The following is a 16,208-nucleotide window of genomic DNA, read 5'->3' as shown; positions in this document are numbered from 1 at the left end:
GGCGCAGAGGGTCCCGGGGCCCGGTCAGGGCCGGCGGAGGGGTCAGACTCGCCGGAGTACCGCCACGACCTTGCCCAGGATGGTCGCTTCGTCGCCGGGAATCGGCTGGTAGGCGGCGTTGTGCGGGAGCAGCCAGATGTGGTTGTCCTCGCGCTTGAAGCGCTTGACGGTGGCCTCGCCGTCCAGCATCGCGGCGACGATGTCGCCGTTCTCGGCCACCGGCTGGCGGCGGACGGTGACCCAGTCCCCGTCACAGATGGCGGCTTCGATCATCGAATCGCCGACGACCTTGAGAACGAACAGCTCGCCGTCGCCCACCAGCTGGCGGGGGAGCGGGAAGACGTCCTCGACCGACTCCTCCGCCAGGATCGGGCCACCGGCGGCGATCCGGCCGACCAGCGGCACATAGGAGGCGGCGGGCTTGCCCGCGGTGTCGGTGGCCTGGCTGCTCGGCTGGTCGGAGCCGCGGACCTCGTAGGCGCGCGGCCGGTGCGGGTCGCGGCGCAGGAAGCCCTTGCGCTCCAGGGCCATGAGCTGGTGGGCGACGGACGAGGTGCTGGAGAGGCCGACGGCCTGACCGATCTCCCGCATGGACGGCGGGTAGCCGCGCCGCTGCACGGAGTCCCGGATGACTTCGATGACCCTCCGCTGACGGTCGGTGAGGCCGGAACTGTCCGCCCTGATCCCTGGGGGCCGGCCTGGCAGCGAGCGGGCGGGCCGCGTGGCGTCCGCCCCCTGGTTCGCGACTGCGTCGTTCATGGCATGCACCGGCTCACGTCGGGTCTGGGAGCGATCCTGGGCAGTGATGGTGGCACTGTCTGCGGTGGTGGTCACGTCGGCCCCTCTCGAATTGGTCTCCCTAGCTGGACAACGGTAGTGGCTTTCGAAAGGTTGCGCCAAACACACGTTCGAGTGAAAAATCGAGGAACGCGCTACGCGGCCTTATCGGCGGGTGTATGTGCGAGTCCCGATTGGGGGCCCGTCGAACGGCAATTCGGGCCATTACGGTACCCTTCACCGCTGAGGCGGGCGCCCGGCGGACTCCTCCCGGGGTCCCTTCGAGGTGGCCACCGCGTGTCGCGTGCGACGGCGGCGTACCGGCGCCAGTCTGTCACCCGGCACCCCGCGATCCACCACCGCGACGCGCTTCCCGTAAGGTCTTGGGCGGCCGGAAATCGCCGGGCCCGAGCGGGGAGCCGCCGACACGCGGTAGGGGCCGGATAAGCGGCAAAACCCTAGATCTAGTGGTTGGATTGGTACAGCCACCCAGAAGTTGTGGTCCATGGTCCATCAAGACCCCGGCCATCGCCTATGCTTGTGGTCGCTTCGCGGGCGGATTCCAGGCCTGGTGAGGCTATTCAGTCGTGCTTGTGAAGGAGGGTTGGGAATCCATGCACTGCCCCTTCTGCAGGCACCCCGACAGCCGTGTCGTCGACAGTCGTACGACCGACGACGGCACGTCGATCCGGCGGCGCCGCCAGTGCCCCGACTGCTCCCGTCGCTTCACGACGGTGGAGACGGCCTCGCTGATGGTCATCAAGCGCTCCGGCGTGACCGAGCCCTTCAGCCGCACCAAGGTCATCTCCGGCGTCCGCAAGGCGTGCCAGGGCCGGCCGGTCACCGAGGACGCCCTCGCCCAGCTCGGCCAGCGCGTCGAGGAAGCGGTGCGGGCCACCGGCAGTGCCGAGCTGACCACCCATGACGTGGGCCTGGCCATACTGGGCCCGTTGCAGGAGCTCGACCTCGTCGCGTACCTGCGCTTCGCGTCCGTGTACCGGGCGTTCGACACGCTCGAAGACTTCGAGGCGGCCATCGTGGAACTCCGCGAGCGGCAGCCTCTCGGGAATCCATCAGACGAGTGCGTGGCCGGCGCGACCCCCGAGGTCCCCGTGCCCGCCACCGCCGCCGACTGACCGAAGGGCCCGAGAGGGCCCGCGGTCGCCGATCGGCGGCAATCCAGACCTGTCAGGGGTGCGCTTCGGCTGCGCCCATGGCAACAGACAAACACCGTGCCTTGGGAACATTCAGGCACTTTTGGGCGTTTTTGCCCGCGTATGGGAGGCGGCAATGACAGAGACGGCGAGCGGCCCGGCACGAGGCTCCCGAGCCAAGGGATCCAAGGCCACCAAGGGTCTGCGCATCGAGCGCATCCACACCACCCCCGGCGTGCATCCGTACGACGAGGTGGCGTGGGAGCGCCGTGACGTCGTCATGACCAACTGGCGCGACGGCTCGGTCAACTTCGAGCAGCGTGGCGTCGAGTTCCCCGACTTCTGGTCGGTGAACGCGGTCAACATCGTCACCAGCAAGTACTTCCGCGGGGCCGTCGGCACCCCGCAGCGCGAGACCGGTCTCAAGCAGCTCATCGACCGGATCGTGAAGACCTACACGAAGGCCGGCGAGGAGTACGGGTACTTCGCCTCGCCCGCCGACGCCGAGATCTTCGAGCACGAGCTGGCGTACGCCCTCCTGCACCAGATCTTCAGCTTCAACTCACCGGTGTGGTTCAACGTCGGCACGCCCCAGCCGCAGCAGGTCTCGGCCTGCTTCATCCTGTCCGTCGACGACTCCATGGAGTCGATCCTCGACTGGTACAAGGAAGAGGGCATGATCTTCAAGGGCGGCTCCGGCGCCGGCCTGAACCTCTCCCGCATCCGCTCCTCCAAGGAGCTCCTCTCCTCCGGCGGCAACGCCTCGGGCCCCGTCTCCTTCATGCGCGGCGCCGACGCCTCGGCCGGCACCATCAAGTCCGGTGGCGCGACCCGCCGCGCGGCCAAGATGGTCATCCTCGACGTCGACCACCCCGACATCGAGAACTTCATCGAGACCAAGGTGAAGGAGGAGGAGAAGATCCGCGCGCTGCGCGACGCGGGCTTCGACATGGACCTGGGCGGCGACGACATCACGTCCGTCCAGTACCAGAACGCCAACAACTCGGTCCGCGTGAACGACGCGTTCATGACGGCGGTCGAGCAGGGCGGCAAGTTCGGCCTCACGTCCCGTATGACGGGCGACGTCATCGAGGAGGTCGACGCCAAGTCCCTCTTCCGCAAGATGGCCGAGGCCGCCTGGGCCTGCGCCGACCCGGGCATCCAGTACGACGACACCATCAACCACTGGCACACCTGCCCGGAGTCGGGCCGCATCAACGGCTCGAACCCGTGCAGCGAGTACATGCACCTGGACAACACGTCCTGCAACCTCGCGTCCCTGAACCTGATGAAGTTCCTCAAGGACGACGGCAAGGGCCACCAGTCCTTCGAGGTCGAGCGCTTCGCCAAGGTCGTCGAGCTGGTCATCACCGCGATGGACATCTCCATCTGCTTCGCGGACTTCCCGACCCAGAAGATCGGCGAGAACACCCGCGCCTACCGCCAGCTCGGCATCGGCTACGCCAACCTCGGCGCCCTGCTGATGGCCACGGGTCACGCGTACGACTCCGACGGCGGCCGCGCGCTCGCCGGTGCCATCACCTCCCTGATGACCGGCACCTCCTACAAGCGCTCCGCCGAACTCGCCGCGGTCGTCGGCCCGTACGACGGCTACGCCCGCAACGCCGAGCCGCACCAGCGCGTCATGAAGCAGCACGCCGACGCCAACGCCGTGGCCGTGCACGTGGACGACCTGGACAACCCGATCTGGGCCGCCGCCACGGAGGCCTGGCAGGACGTGATCCGGCTCGGCGCGAAGAACGGTTTCCGCAACGCGCAGGCCTCGGTCATCGCGCCCACCGGCACTATCGGTCTCGCCATGTCGTGCGACACCACCGGCCTGGAGCCCGACCTCGCCCTGGTCAAGTTCAAGAAGCTGGTCGGCGGCGGCTCGATGCAGATCGTCAACGGCACGGTGCCGCAGGCGCTGCGCCGGCTCGGCTACCAGGAGGAGGCGATCGAGGCGATCGTCGCCCACATCGCCGAGAACGGGAACGTCATCGACGCCCCGGGCCTGAAGACCGAGCACTACGAGGTCTTCGACTGCGCCATGGGTGAGCGCTCCATCTCCGCGATGGGCCACGTCCGCATGATGGCGGCCATCCAGCCGTGGATCTCGGGCGCGCTCTCCAAGACGGTCAACCTGCCGGAGACGGCGACCGTCGAGGACGTCGAGGAGGTCTACTTCGAGGCCTGGAAGATGGGCGTCAAGGCGCTCGCCATCTACCGCGACAACTGCAAGGTCGGCCAGCCCCTCTCCGCGAAGACCAAGTCCGTCAAGGACGGGGAGAAGGAGGCGGTCACCGCCAAGGCCGAGGAGACCATCCGTACCGCGGTCGAGAAGGTCGTCGAGTACCGCCCGGTCCGCAAGCGCCTGCCCAAGGGCCGCCCGGGGATCACCACCTCCTTCACGGTCGGTGGCGCCGAGGGCTACATGACGGCCAACTCCTACCCGGACGACGGCCTGGGCGAGGTCTTCCTGAAGATGTCCAAGCAGGGCTCGACCCTCGCGGGCATGATGGACGCCTTCTCCATCGCCGTCTCCGTCGGCCTCCAGTACGGCGTGCCGCTGGAGACCTACGTCTCGAAGTTCACCAACATGCGCTTCGAGCCGGCCGGCATGACGGACGACCCGGACGTGCGGATGGCGCAGTCGATCGTCGACTACATCTTCCGCCGCCTGGCGCTGGACTTCCTGCCCTTCGAGACGCGCTCCGCGCTCGGCATCCACTCCGCCGAGGAGCGCCAGCGCCACCTGGACACCGGCTCGTACGAGCCGACCCTTCAGGACGACGAGCTGGACGTCGAGAGCCTGGCCCAGTCGGCCCCGCGCCAGACCGAGCCCCTGAAGGCCGTCGCCGCCCCGAAGGCCGTCGAGACCCCGGCCCCCAAGGTCGCGCACAACTCGGCCGAACTCGTCGAGATGCAGCTCGGCGTCAGCGCCGACGCGCCGCTCTGCTTCTCCTGCGGCACCAAGATGCAGCGGGCCGGCTCCTGCTACATCTGCGAGGGCTGCGGCTCGACCAGCGGTTGCAGCTGACATCTGACGCGCATGTTTAGCTGAGCGACAACGCACTGAGGGGACCGGCACACGCCGGTCCCCTCAGTCGTGTGTGCGGCCGGTCCGACGTACCGCGCGATCAGGTGCGGGCCGCGCCCATGGCGGCGATGAACGCGTCCGGGGCGAGGTCGAAGCCGCGGACGGCGTCGAGGAACTCCCAGGCGCCGGACGGGTCGCGGACGAACTCGGCGACCGTCGCCGCCCGGGCGTCGGCCACGGCGGTGAAGTCGTGGTTCGACAGCTCGGTGTACCCCGCGCGGACCCGTACGCCGGGGGCGGCCACCTCGCCGAAGACGAGCCCCGGGCCCTGCTGCTGGATGACCACGCCCACCACCACCCGTCCGTACTCCGTGGACATGCGGCCGAGCTCCAGCGTCATGACCTCGTCGTAGCCGAGGCCCTGGCCGGTGCGGCTGTCGCGGTCGAGGGAGATGGTGCCGTCCGGGGAGCGGCGGTCGAAGTACACCCAGTGGGCGGGCGGTCCGCAGGGGTCCGCCGCCGGATAGACCCCGGCGACGATGTCCAGGTCGTGGGCGGGGGAGCCGAGGGGGCTCGGATCCCACCGCAGCGCCACCTCGACCGTGCCGAGCCCTTTGCCGATACCGCTCATCGCGAAACCCTCCCCAGGTCCGTCTCCCCGCGTCCGCCTCCCATGCTGTCACGGTCCGAGCGGGCAACGGGTCCCGATGAGTTGACCATGTGCGCGTCGCGCGGCGGTCGCGAGGCGCCGCCCGGGCCGTCCCCGGGACCCGGCCCGGTGTTCGGTAGTGAACGACGGTTCGGGGGGCGCGGCATATTCGAGGGGGCGTACTCGCTCGGAGCCCGGTCGGGGCGCGGTGGCGCGCCGTACGATGGCGCGGTGCTGGTCAAGTGGATTCGCTGCACCGTGGTGGACCGCCGCGGTTTCGAGCGGGGGCAGCGGAAATGGGCGGGGTTACTGGGCGAGCCCGGTTTCCGGGGACAGGGCGGCGGCTGGAGCAGGAGCCGGCCGGACGTGGCCCATGTCTTCGGCTTCTGGGAGAGCCGCGCGTTCTACGACTCCTTCATGGCGCGAGCGCACGACCGTCTCGCCGGCGCCCAGTCCGGCACGTACAAGGACATCGAGGTCAAGCTCTTCGACCACCGCTTCGACGTGAAGACCGGTTTCGAGCCGCGCTTCACCGACGCGGACGTGGTGCGCGTGGCGCACTGCACGGTGCACGAGGAGCGGGTCGAGCACTTCGCCCTGATGCAGCAGCGGATCTGGAACCCGGCGATGGCGGGCTCTCCCGGCATGCTGCGCGGTGTGTTCGCCGAGGCGCCCGGCCACGAGTTCCTGGTGCTCTCCATGTGGCGGTCGTCCGCCGAGCACGGCAAGTACCGGGCCGACCGCCTGGAACGGCTCTCCCTGCGCGCCCAGACCGAGACCGATGTCGCGGCCCTGAGCGGCGACGTGGTCCGGCTCGACGAGGGCTGGACGGTCTGATCCACGGGGCCCGTTTCGCCGTGGCGTTCCGGGGGCTACGCCGGATGGGGGCCGGACAGGTGCTCGATCGCGGCGCGGGCGATCTAGGGTTTGGGCATGGCAAGACCACGGCGCATCGTCCTCGTCCGGCATGGCGAGTCGGAGGGCAATGCCGACGACACCGTGTACGAGCGTGAGCCCGACCATGCGCTGGGGCTCACCGAAGCGGGGCTGCGCCAGGCCGAGGCGACCGGGGAGCGGCTGCGCGAGACGTTCCAGGACGAGCGGGTCAGCGTCTACGTCTCGCCCTACCGCAGGACGCACCAGACCTTCCGTGCCTTCGGCCTCGACCCCGCGCGGGTACGGATCCGCGAGGAGCCGCGGCTGCGCGAGCAGGACTGGGGAAACTGGCAGGACCGGGACGACGTCAAGCTCCAGAAGGCCTACCGGGACGCGTACGGGCACTTCTTCTACCGCTTCGCCCAGGGCGAGTCCGGGGCCGACGTCTACGACCGGGTGGGGGCGTTCCTGGAGAGCCTGTACCGGAGTTTCGAGGCGCCCGACCACCCGCCCAATGTGCTCCTCGTGACGCACGGGCTCACCATGAGGCTGTTCTGCATGCGCTGGTTCCACTGGAGCGTCGCCGACTTCGAGTCGCTGTCCAACCCGGGGAACGCCGAGACCAGGACGCTGCTGCTCGGCGCGGACGGGCGGTACTCGCTCGACCGGCCGTTTCAGCGGTGGCGTGCCCCCGAGCCGTACGGGATCACCGGATAGAGTGGCCGTGAGATGACCGCTGACTCCTCCACCGAATCACTCGACACGCGCTTCGCACGCGCCCTGGGCAGCCTGCGCGGCCTGTCCGTCGGAGACGCGCTGGGTTCCCAGTTCTTCGTCCCCGTCAACTATCCCCTCCTCAAGCGCCGGGAACTGCCCGCAGGCCACTGGCAGTGGACCGACGACACCGAGATGGCCTGCTCGGTCCTGGCCGTCCTCGCCTCCCACCACCGGATCGACCAGGACGCGCTCGCGCTGTCCTTCGCGCACCACCACGACTTCGACCGGGGCTACGGCCCGGCGGTCAACCGGATGCTGCGCCTGGTCAGGGAGGGCGGGGACTGGCGGGAGCTGGCCTCCGCGCTGTTCAACGGCCAGGGCTCCTGGGGCAATGGCTCGGCCATGCGGATCGCCCCGCTCGGCGCCTGGTACGCGGACGACCCCGAGCAGGCCACCCACCAGGCCGAGATCTCCTCGTACACCACCCACCAGCACCGCGAGGCCGTCGTGGGTGCCATGGCCGTCGCGGCGGCCGCCGCCCTGGTCGCCGCGCCCGCGGGCCCGCCCTCGCCGGGCGACCTGCTGGACGGGGTGATCGCGCTCGTGCCGCGCAGCGCGGTGGGCGCGGGGCTGCGGCGGGCCCGGGACATGCTCGACTACGACGACGCGGCGACCGTGGCCGCGGTGCTCGGGTCCGGGCGGCGCACCAGCGCCCACGACACGGTGCCGTTCGCCCTGTGGTCGGCGGCGCGCGGGCTCGGTGCCTACGAGCGGGCGTTCTGGACCACCGCGCAGGTCGGCGGTGACGTCGACACGACCTGCGCGATCGTCGGCGGAGTCATCGCTTCCGCCCCGGCGGGTGCGCCTCCCGCCGAGTGGCTGGAGCGCACCGAGGACCTGCCGGACTGGGTGGCGACGAGCCCGGCGCGCTGACGTACCCGCCCCCGCCCGCGTAGGCATGGCCGGACCCGTGCCGCCTGCGGACTCCAACGCCGAGGAGTCGCCCCCGAGTTGGGGCGGCTCCTTCGGGTTCGGGCCCTACAGTCCGGCTCCGGTGGGTGCGCCGCTCAGCGCCTCCAGGTCGCTCTTGCGGACCTGGATGACGAACACGGCGGTCAGGATCGCCAGGGCGACCAGGGCGATGGCGGCCATGAACGCGACGCCGATGCCGTGGGCGAGCACCTCGTCGCTCCAAGGGGCGGGCAGCTGGTGGGACGTGAGGAACGCTTCCCTCTGCCCGGGCGAGGCGTGGGCCATGAAGTCCTTCACCTGGGCGGTGGCCTCATGGCGGCTCGCGGTGCCGAACACGGTCGTCAGGATGGACAGGCCGAGCGCGCCGCCGACCTGCTGGGTGGTGTTCAACAGGCCCGAGGCGGCGCCGGATTCCCTGTCGGCGACACCGGAGACGGCGGTCAGGGTCAGGGTGACGAAGTTGAGTCCCATGCCGAAGCCGAACAGCAGCATCGGGCCCAGGATCCCGCCCGCGTAGGAGCTGTCCGGATCGATCCGGGTCAGCCAGGCCATGCCGAGACCGGTGAGCACGGTTCCGGTCACCATGAAGGGCTTGGGACCGAGCTTCGGCAGCAGGTTGGAGGAGAGGCCGGCGCCCGTGACGATCGCGACCGTCACCGGAAGGAAGGCCAGGCCCGCCTTGATGGGGCTGTAGTGCAGCACGTTCTGCACGAACAGGACGATGAAGAAGAACATCCCGAACATGGCGGCGGCCAGGCTGAGCATCATCACGTACGTGCCCGACCGGTTGCGGTCGGCGAACATCCGAAGCGGCGTGATCGGCTGGGCCGAGCGCCGCTCCACGGCGACGAACGCGAGCAGCAGCACCACGGCCGCCGCGAACGAGCCCAGCGTGAGCGAGTCGCTCCAGCCGTCCGACGAGGCCCGGATGAACCCGTACACCAGCGCCGCCATGCCCAGGGTGGAGGTCAGCGCGCCGGTGATGTCGAAGCGGCCCGGATGGCGCTCGGACTCCCTGATGTAGCGGGGTGCGAGGAAGGCGATGAAGACGCCGATGGGGACGTTGACGAACAGCACCCAGCGCCAGTTCAGCCAGTCGGTGAGCATGCCGCCCGCCAGCAGCCCGATGGCGCCGCCACCGGCCGACACGGCGGCGAACACGCCGAAGGCCCGGTTGCGTTCCGGGCCTTCGGGAAACGTCGTCGCGATCAGCGCGAGGGAGGTCGGCGAGGCTATCGCGCCGCCGATGCCCTGCAAGGCACGCGCGGCGAGCAACTGCCAGGGCTCCTGGGCGAATCCGCCGAGCAGCGAGGCGAGCGTGAAGGCGAGGATGCCGGTGATGAACATGCGGCGCCGGCCGAGCAGATCGCCGGCCCGGCCGCCGAGCAGCAGCAGCCCGCCGAAGGTGAGCGCATAGGCGTTGATGACCCAGGTGAGGTCATTGGTGGAGAAGCCGAGCGCGATCTGGATGTGCGGCAGTGCGATGTTGACGATGGTGGCGTCGAGCACGACCATCAGCTGGCACGCCGCGATGACGGTCAGGGCTATGCCGGGCCGTGCCGAGCGGCCCGCGGGGCCCGGCCGGGCCTTCGTGGGCGGGGCCGCGCCGATCTGGTTGGACGTCACTGGATTCCCCCTAAAAACTGTAGTGAACGCCGCCGTTCACTAACGACCGACGATAGTGAGTGGCCGGGAGCGAACACAAGCCTTTTCCAAGGGAGTTGGTGACGTGTCGGCTCGGCTGTGGGCCGCGCGTCGAGCGGGTGAAGAGGCGTGCGCGGTATGGAACATCGGGGCGGCGGCGGGCCACCATGGGAGCGGCCCCACCCCGCCCGCGTACGCTGCGCATCGAGTCCCCGGCGGGGGAACACCCGTCCCCAACAGGGGGTTTCCGTCCCCGCGGAGAATCCCCAACGGAGAGAAGAAGATGGCTACTTCGCGCTGGGCCGCCACCGGTGCGCCGCCCGTCTCGCCGCGCCGCCGAGGCCCCGTCCTGGAGCGGGCGATCCTCGACGCCGCTCTGGAGCAGTTGAGCACGGTCGGCTGGGGCGGCCTCACCATGGAGGGGGTCGCCGCCGGCGCGGGGACCGGCAAGGCCGCCGTCTACCGCCGCTGGCCGTCCAAGGCCGAGCTGGTCGCGGACGCGCTGCGCTCCGGCTTCGCCGCCCTCGACGACGCCCCCGACCACGGCTCGGTGCGCGAGGACCTCTACCAGCTGTGCCTGCGCATCCGGGACACGATGTACTCCCGCTCCGGTCACGCACTGCGTTCGGTCCTCTACGAGTGTGACCAGGCGGCGGCCGACCGCTTCCAGGAGCTGATCCTGCACCGGGTGATCGAGCCCGCCAACCGGCTGCTGCGCGAGGTGGTGCGGCGGGGCGTCGAGCGCGGCGACGTGCGCCCCGACGCCACCGGCGAGCTCGTCTTCGACGTGATCCCGGGGCTGATGATGTACCGCTCCAAGCTGTGCGGCAGCACCTGGGAGGAAGAGGACATCGCCGCGATGATCGACCAGGTCATGGTGCCGCTGCTCCGCCCTCACCACGGCTGACCGCCCGCCGGGCAACCGGCTACCGGCGGTAGCGGGAGGCCTGGGTGTCGCGGGCCGTGCCCGGCGGCGTAACCTTGCAGGCGCCATGCCGTACGAACCACCCACCCACAGCGTCGAGCGCTCGATTCGTGCCACCACCGGGGCCAAGATCGTCGCCGGTGTCGACGAAGTCGGACGCGGGGCGTGGGCCGGTCCCGTCACGGTCTGCGCGGCCGTCACCGGACTGCGCCGCCCGCCCGCCGGGCTCACCGACTCCAAGCTGATCAGCCCCAAGCGCCGCACCGAGCTCGCCGCGGTCCTGGAGGGCTGGGTCACCGCCTACGCGCTCGGCGACTCCTCGCCCGAGGAGATCGACGAGCTCGGCATGACCGCGGCTCTGCGGCTCGCCGCCATACGCGCCCTGGAGGCGCTGCCGGTGCGGCCCGACGCGGTGATCCTCGACGGGAAGCACGACTACCTCGGGATCCCCTGGCAGGTCCGTACGGTGATCAAGGGCGACCAGTCCTGCATCGCGGTCTCGGCCGCCTCGGTGATCGCCAAGGTGCGCCGCGACGCGATGATGGCCGAACTGGTGGGCGCCCAGGGGGAGTACGCCGGGTTCGGCTTCGCCGAGAACGCCGGCTATCCCTCGCCCGTGCACAAGGCGGCGCTGGAGGACCAGGGGCCCACCCCCTACCACCGGCTCTCCTGGGCGTATCTGGACGCGCTGCCCCGCTGGCGGCACCTCAAGAAGACGCGGCTCTCCGCGGAGGCGGTCGCTCTCGAAAGCGGGGGACAGCTCGGCTTCGACTTCTGACCCGGAGGAACGGGTTCCGCCGGTTTCCGGTCCGTTCTCCGCGCGGTGCGGCCCCGTTCCCGGAGCCTTCCGGTCCGTTTGACGGGACGGCGAAAGTCCGGGGCCGCGTCCTGAAATCCCTGGACTTTCCCGCCCAGTTGCGGGGAGACTCCGCCCCGATCGCACCTTTGTGCCCACCCGCCGGTGAGGCTTTCACCGGCATTTGATAGACATCCCTTCATGCCTCTCATCCCCGAGGAGCCTCAGATTCACGAGAGTGCCCAGGGTCCCCGCGTCACCCCGGCCGCCGGCCGCGCCGCGCAGACCCCTCATCCCGTACCCGGTCCGCGTTCCGCGGCCACACCGCGCCCCGGACGTCCGGTCCCCGGCCCGGCCCGGCCCACGCCCCCCGCGCAGCGGTCGCACACGTCCGCCGCGCAGACCCCGCCGCCCCGGCCGCCGAGCCCGGCCGGCCCCCAGATCCAGCTCATTCCGGCCCCGGCCGACGGCGCGCTCGACGCCGCGGGCGAGGCGGTGGACCTGCTGCTCGACACGGGCCGCGCGCCCGGCGACATCCTGGTCCTCACCACCGGCGACCCGCACCCCTGGGCCGCCCACGAGCTGTCCTTCGGCGAGGACGCCTATTGGGCCCAGCACGACGCCCGCGATGACGTCTTCTACGCCGCCGCGGCCGCCGCGGAGCGGGCCTCGGCCCGTCCCGTGGTCGTCGTCGCCGTCAACGCGGCCGGTGAGGGTGGCGACGGGGCCGGCGACCCGGCCGCCCGTGCTCTGCCGCTCGCCCTGGCCCGCGCCGAGGCGCTGCTCATCGTGTGCGGCGACCCGCAGCGCATCAACGCGGCGCTCGGCGCGGGAGTCTGAGCGCGGGCGGTTGTCAGGGTGGTCGGGCCGATGCCGTTCTGGCGCGGGCGGTTCAGCGTGCGGCGGTGCGCCACGGCCTGTCCGCCGCGCCGGTGGCGCGGCGCAACGGCAGCGGCGCGGCCAGCTCGTGCGCGGCGTCGGCCAGGGAGCCGGCTCCCGCGATCGTGCTGGGCCGGCGGCCGCCGCGCCCTTCGCCGAGCACCTGCCAACCGCCACGCGTCAGCGTGATGTACGCCCCGCAACGCAGCCCGTGCAGGGTGCAGGCGTCACGGAGACCCCACATCCACGCGCCGTCCTCCGGCGTCCAACGCTCGTCTCCCTCACGGCAGTAGAGCAGGACGGCGGTACGCACCGGCGTCCTGCGGCGCAGATCGTGCGGGATGATCCGGCGCAACTGCGCGAGCAGCGCGTTGCGGAACTCCCAGCCGTCGGCCGGTGCCGGGCGGCGGGTGAACGACGCGCTGGCCGTGAGCCGTTCGTCGTGGTCGAGGACCGCGACGACGGCGGTCGAAAGGGCGGGCCGGTGCCGGGCGTGCAGCCCGCTGACGACCTCGCGGGGGTTGCGCAGCAGGGGAATGCCGGCCGCGGCCCACTCGGCGGGCTCCAGGACCCGCCCGAAGCGGTTCGAGGAGTCGGCCGGTATCGGAGTGGGTACCGCTGCCGGGGTCGCGGACGGAGCGAATCCGAACGTCATGGTCCTCCCTTCCGGATACACGCTCGTAGGGCGGGCAGGGACGGGTGGGCGCACCACGGCACACCTTGCGGGGGCGCCCCTGTGGGGGCCATGGGGTCACCGCGCCGGTGCGGTGACCCCATGCTCGCCGCCGCCGGGCAGGGCGGCAACGAGCAGATGTCGCCGTCGGCGCGAAGTGATGGGTAGGGCACTCATATCCCTGCCCCGCCGCACCCCCGATCACCCCTGCTCTCCCGCCAGAACGGCGAGCACCAGTGGGGCTGGTCCTTCGGCTTTTCCTCGGGCTCCGCGGCGGTGCGGCTCTCCTCGGGCTCTGCGGCGGTGCGGCTCTCCTGGCAAGAGGGATGGTGCGGCTCTCCTGGCACTGGGTGGTGCGGTTTCACGCCTGCACGGCGAGGGCCGGCGAGATGGTCCCCGGCTCCGGAGCGGTGGTGCGGCTTCACGCCTGAACGGCGAGGACCAGGGGGAACACCCCCTTGGCTCCGGAGCGGCGCAGCAGCCTGGTCGCCACGGCCAGCGTCCAGCCCGTGTCGGAGGCGTCGTCGACCAGCAGCACCGGGCCCTGGGCTTCGGCCAGCGCGGACGCGAGCGCCTCGGGGACCACGAAGGCGTGGTGCAGCGCGCGGACCCGCTGCGCGCTGTTGGACTGCGCGATCCGTTCGCCCGCCGGTCCATCGGCGTACGCGAGGGAGCCCAGCAACGGCATCCGCCCGATCTCCGCGATCCGCGCGCCGAGCGAGCCGACCAGCGCGGGACGGGTGCGCGAGGGGACCGTCACCACACCGACCGGCCGGGGCGGCGCGTCCGGGCTGCCGCAGGCCCAGCCGCCGGAGCCCTTCGCCCAGTCGGCGAGGACGCTCACCGCCGCCTGCACGACATCGTCGGGCACCGGGCCGTCCGGGGCTCCCGGCGCCAGCATCGGACGCAGTCGATTGCCCCAGCCGATGTCCGAAAGGCGACCCAACGCCCTTCCGGGGAAGGCGAGTTCACCGGCCGGGATGCGTCCCTTCAAGTCGATGCCGATGGCGGCGAGCCCGGTGGGCCACATCTTGCGGGGCTCGACCTCCACGCCGGGTCGCGTCAGCTCGCCGCGCGCCTCGTCCAGCGCCTTGCCGGACACATCGGCCGTGAAACGGGCGCCCGCGCAGTTGTCGCAACGCCCGCACGGCGCCGCCTGCTCGTCGTCGAGCTGGCGGCGCAGGAACTCCATCCGGCACCCCGTCGTCGAGGCGTAGTCACGCATCGCCTGCTGCTCGACCGAACGCTGACGGGCCACCCACGCGTACCGCTCGGTGTCGTACACCCACGGCTCGCCCGTGGTCGTCCAGCCGCCCTTCACCCGCCGCACCGCGCCGTCCACGTCCAGCACCTTGAGCATCGTCTCCAGACGCGTGCGGCGCAGTTCCACCAGTGGTTCCAGGGCGGGCAGCGACATGGGGCGGTCGCTGTGCGCCAGCACATCCAGGGTGCGGCGGACCTGCTCCTCCGGAGGGAAGGCCACCGACGCGAAGTACTTCCAGATCGCCTCGTCCTCGCGCCCCGGCAGCAGCAGGACCTCCGCGTGGGCCACCCCACGGCCCGCGCGGCCGACCTGCTGGTAGTAGGCGATGGGAGAGGAGGGCGAGCCGAGGTGGACCACGAAACCGAGGTCCGGCTTGTCGAAGCCCATGCCGAGCGCCGAGGTGGCGACCAGCGCCTTGACCCGGTTGGCCAATAGATCGTCCTCGGCCTGCTGGCGGTCCGCGTTCTCCGTCTTGCCGGTGTACGAGGCGACGGTATGCCCGCGCCGGCGCAGATACGTGGTGATCTCCTCGGCCGCCGCGACCGTCAGCGTGTAGATGATCCCCGAGCCGGGCAGCTCGTCGAGGTGGTCGGCGAGCCAGCCCAGGCGGTGGGCCGCGTCGGGCAGCGCCAGCACGTTGAGGCTGAGGCTCTCGCGGTCCAGGGGGCCGCGGAGCACCAGCGCGTCCGAGCCGCCGCCGGTGCCGAGCTGCTCGGCCACGTCCGCCGTCACCCGGGCGTTCGCGGTGGCGGTGGTCGCCAACACCGGGACGCCCGGCGGGAGTTCGACCAGCATGGTGCGCAGCCGGCGGTAGTCGGGACGGAAGTCGTGGCCCCAGTCGGAGATGCAGTGCGCCTCGTCCACCACGAGCAGACCGGTGGCCGCGGACAGCTTCGGCAGGACGTTGTCCCGGAAGTCCGGATTGTTGAGGCGCTCGGGCGACACCAGCAGCACGTCCACGGCGCCCGCCGCGACCTCCTCCTGAATGGTGTCCCACTCCTCGGGATTGGCCGAGTTGATCGTCCGGGCGCTGATGCCCGCCCGGGCCGCGGCCTCGACCTGGTTGCGCATCAGGGCGAGCAGCGGCGAGACGATCACCGTGGGACCCGCCCCCATACCGCGCAGCAGGGCGGTCGCCACGAAGTACACCGCGGACTTGCCCCACCCCGTGCGCTGCACGACGAGCGCCCGCCGCTTGTCGGCGACCAGCGCCTCGATGGCCCGCCACTGGTCCTCGCGCAGCCGCGCGGTGCCGGTGGCGTCCCCGACGAGACGGGCGAGGACCGTGTCGGCCTCGGTGCGCAGTTCCGCGTTGCTCGTGTGCTCCATGCCTCCATACAACAGGACGGGTCCGACAATCGCGGACCGAACCGTTCCCGATCGGCCGTCCTCGCTGGTCACGGGCTGTTTCCGGTTGCGGTGGCCATGCGGACGCCCTGGCCGGGAGCAGGGGGGAGGGGACGTGCCGGTCGCTGTGGTCGGGCCGGGCCTGCGCCGCGCGGGCCGTATGAGCCGCGGGTCGTATGGGCTGTATGAGCCGCATGAGCCGAGCGGGTCGTGCGAGCTTTATGACCTGAGCGGGTCGTGCGAGCCGTATGAGCTGTACGACCCGCGCCGGTGCGCAGCGCCTCATCGGGGGCCCGACCGCTTCTGGACCCTCGCGCGCGGGCGACTTCGATGCCCGGCCCGCCGCCCCGTGTCGCAGACGACCCTCAACTCAGCCCGCAGCGGCGGTAGTTGCGGTACCCGCCGGGCCGGCCGTCACTTGTATGACCAGCACCTTCGCCCTGTGGACAAGGTTATCCACAGGGGTGGTGGGAAGTCGGTGATCGCGAAACCCTC

At 71.2% G+C, this 16,208-nt stretch carries 13 protein-coding genes; 8 read left to right on the top strand and 5 right to left on the bottom strand.

Going from position 1 to position 16,208, the window contains the following annotated elements; translation table 11 throughout:
• Positions 1-42: 42 nt before the first annotated feature.
• On the bottom strand, positions 43-834 hold the full coding sequence (lexA, locus tag N4G70_RS18385) for a transcriptional repressor LexA (protein ID WP_261713734.1): 792 nt from the start codon (positions 832-834) through the stop codon (positions 43-45).
• Positions 835-1,391: 557 nt separating this feature from the next.
• Between lexA and nrdR the strand changes: the two genes are divergently transcribed.
• Positions 1,392-1,913 carry a transcriptional regulator NrdR gene (gene nrdR / locus N4G70_RS18380; protein ID WP_261713733.1) on the top strand — a complete coding sequence of 174 codons (522 nt, stop codon included), beginning with the start codon at positions 1,392-1,394 and terminating at the stop codon, positions 1,911-1,913.
• Positions 1,914-2,067: 154 nt separating this feature from the next.
• Positions 2,068-4,971 (top strand): vitamin B12-dependent ribonucleotide reductase, encoded by a 2,904-nt coding sequence (locus N4G70_RS18375; protein WP_261713732.1) that lies wholly within the window; start codon positions 2,068-2,070, stop codon positions 4,969-4,971.
• Positions 4,972-5,071: 100 nt separating this feature from the next.
• Here N4G70_RS18375 and N4G70_RS18370 read toward each other — a convergent pair whose 3' ends face one another.
• Positions 5,072-5,602 (bottom strand): TerD family protein, encoded by a 531-nt coding sequence (locus N4G70_RS18370; protein ID WP_261713731.1) that lies wholly within the window; start codon positions 5,600-5,602, stop codon positions 5,072-5,074.
• A 249-nt stretch (positions 5,603-5,851) separates the two neighbouring features.
• On the opposite strand from N4G70_RS18370, the gene N4G70_RS18365 reads away from it, so the two are divergent.
• The 3 genes from N4G70_RS18365 to N4G70_RS18355 all read left to right on the top strand — a co-directional run bounded on the left by N4G70_RS18365 (position 5,852) and on the right by N4G70_RS18355 (position 8,146).
• Positions 5,852-6,457 carry a YdbC family protein gene (locus N4G70_RS18365; RefSeq protein ID WP_261713730.1) on the top strand — a complete coding sequence of 202 codons (606 nt, stop codon included), beginning with the start codon at positions 5,852-5,854 and terminating at the stop codon, positions 6,455-6,457.
• Positions 6,458-6,553: 96 nt separating this feature from the next.
• Positions 6,554-7,213 (top strand): histidine phosphatase family protein, encoded by a 660-nt coding sequence (locus tag N4G70_RS18360; RefSeq protein ID WP_261713729.1) that lies wholly within the window; start codon positions 6,554-6,556, stop codon positions 7,211-7,213.
• A 12-nt stretch (positions 7,214-7,225) separates the two neighbouring features.
• Positions 7,226-8,146, top strand: coding sequence for an ADP-ribosylglycohydrolase family protein (locus N4G70_RS18355; RefSeq protein ID WP_261713728.1), 921 nt, complete (start codon positions 7,226-7,228; stop codon positions 8,144-8,146).
• 105 nt (positions 8,147-8,251) lie between these two features.
• Here the strand turns inward: N4G70_RS18355 and N4G70_RS18350 are convergent, their stop codons facing one another.
• Positions 8,252-9,811 (bottom strand): MFS transporter, encoded by a 1,560-nt coding sequence (locus N4G70_RS18350; RefSeq protein ID WP_399035904.1) that lies wholly within the window; start codon positions 9,809-9,811, stop codon positions 8,252-8,254.
• A gap of 301 nt (positions 9,812-10,112) precedes the next feature.
• On the opposite strand from N4G70_RS18350, the gene N4G70_RS18345 reads away from it, so the two are divergent.
• The 3 genes from N4G70_RS18345 (at position 10,113) to N4G70_RS18335 (ending at position 12,390) form a co-directional block, all read left to right on the top strand.
• Positions 10,113-10,736, top strand: a complete 624-nt coding sequence (locus N4G70_RS18345; RefSeq protein ID WP_261713727.1) for a TetR-like C-terminal domain-containing protein — start codon at positions 10,113-10,115, stop codon at positions 10,734-10,736.
• Positions 10,737-10,821: 85 nt separating this feature from the next.
• Positions 10,822-11,532 (top strand): ribonuclease HII, encoded by a 711-nt coding sequence (locus N4G70_RS18340; RefSeq protein ID WP_261713726.1) that lies wholly within the window; start codon positions 10,822-10,824, stop codon positions 11,530-11,532.
• Positions 11,533-11,751: 219 nt separating this feature from the next.
• A complete protein-coding gene (locus N4G70_RS18335) occupies positions 11,752-12,390 on the top strand; it encodes a hypothetical protein (RefSeq protein WP_261713725.1) in 639 nt (212 codons plus the stop codon).
• Between the two features lie 52 nt (positions 12,391-12,442).
• Here the strand turns inward: N4G70_RS18335 and N4G70_RS18330 are convergent, their stop codons facing one another.
• Both N4G70_RS18330 and N4G70_RS18325 read right to left on the bottom strand, forming a co-directional pair.
• The gene (locus N4G70_RS18330) at positions 12,443-13,084 is read right to left on the bottom strand and encodes a hypothetical protein (protein ID WP_261713724.1); all 642 of its coding nucleotides are present in this window, start codon (positions 13,082-13,084) and stop codon (positions 12,443-12,445) included.
• A 439-nt stretch (positions 13,085-13,523) separates the two neighbouring features.
• Positions 13,524-15,695 (bottom strand): RecQ family ATP-dependent DNA helicase, encoded by a 2,172-nt coding sequence (locus N4G70_RS18325; RefSeq protein ID WP_261713723.1) that lies wholly within the window; start codon positions 15,693-15,695, stop codon positions 13,524-13,526.
• Positions 15,696-16,208: the final 513 nt, after the last annotated feature.

It is taken from the genome of Streptomyces sp. ASQP_92, from assembly GCF_025399895.1.
Classification (GTDB): Bacteria; Actinomycetota; Actinomycetes; order Streptomycetales; family Streptomycetaceae; genus Streptomyces.
Note: the sequence above shows the minus strand (reverse complement) of the source record. Positions and strands in the feature narration are given on the sequence as shown.

Excerpts from the sequence above, each read along its gene's own strand:
- N4G70_RS18335 (WP_261713725.1), top strand. The coding sequence starts at position 11,752 with ATGCCTCTCATCCCCGAGGAGCCTCAGATTCACGAGAGTGCCCAGGGT.
- N4G70_RS18355 (WP_261713728.1), top strand. The coding sequence starts at position 7,226 with ATGACCGCTGACTCCTCCACCGAATCACTCGACACGCGCTTCGCACGC.
- N4G70_RS18345 (WP_261713727.1), top strand. The coding sequence starts at position 10,113 with ATGGCTACTTCGCGCTGGGCCGCCACCGGTGCGCCGCCCGTCTCGCCG.
- N4G70_RS18325 (WP_261713723.1), bottom strand. The coding sequence starts at position 15,695 with ATGGAGCACACGAGCAACGCGGAACTGCGCACCGAGGCCGACACGGTC.
- nrdR (WP_261713733.1), top strand. The coding sequence starts at position 1,392 with ATGCACTGCCCCTTCTGCAGGCACCCCGACAGCCGTGTCGTCGACAGT.
- N4G70_RS18375 (WP_261713732.1), top strand. The coding sequence starts at position 2,068 with ATGACAGAGACGGCGAGCGGCCCGGCACGAGGCTCCCGAGCCAAGGGA.
- N4G70_RS18340 (WP_261713726.1), top strand. The coding sequence starts at position 10,822 with ATGCCGTACGAACCACCCACCCACAGCGTCGAGCGCTCGATTCGTGCC.
- N4G70_RS18330 (WP_261713724.1), bottom strand. The coding sequence starts at position 13,084 with ATGACGTTCGGATTCGCTCCGTCCGCGACCCCGGCAGCGGTACCCACT.
- N4G70_RS18360 (WP_261713729.1), top strand. The coding sequence starts at position 6,554 with ATGGCAAGACCACGGCGCATCGTCCTCGTCCGGCATGGCGAGTCGGAG.
- N4G70_RS18370 (WP_261713731.1), bottom strand. The coding sequence starts at position 5,602 with ATGAGCGGTATCGGCAAAGGGCTCGGCACGGTCGAGGTGGCGCTGCGG.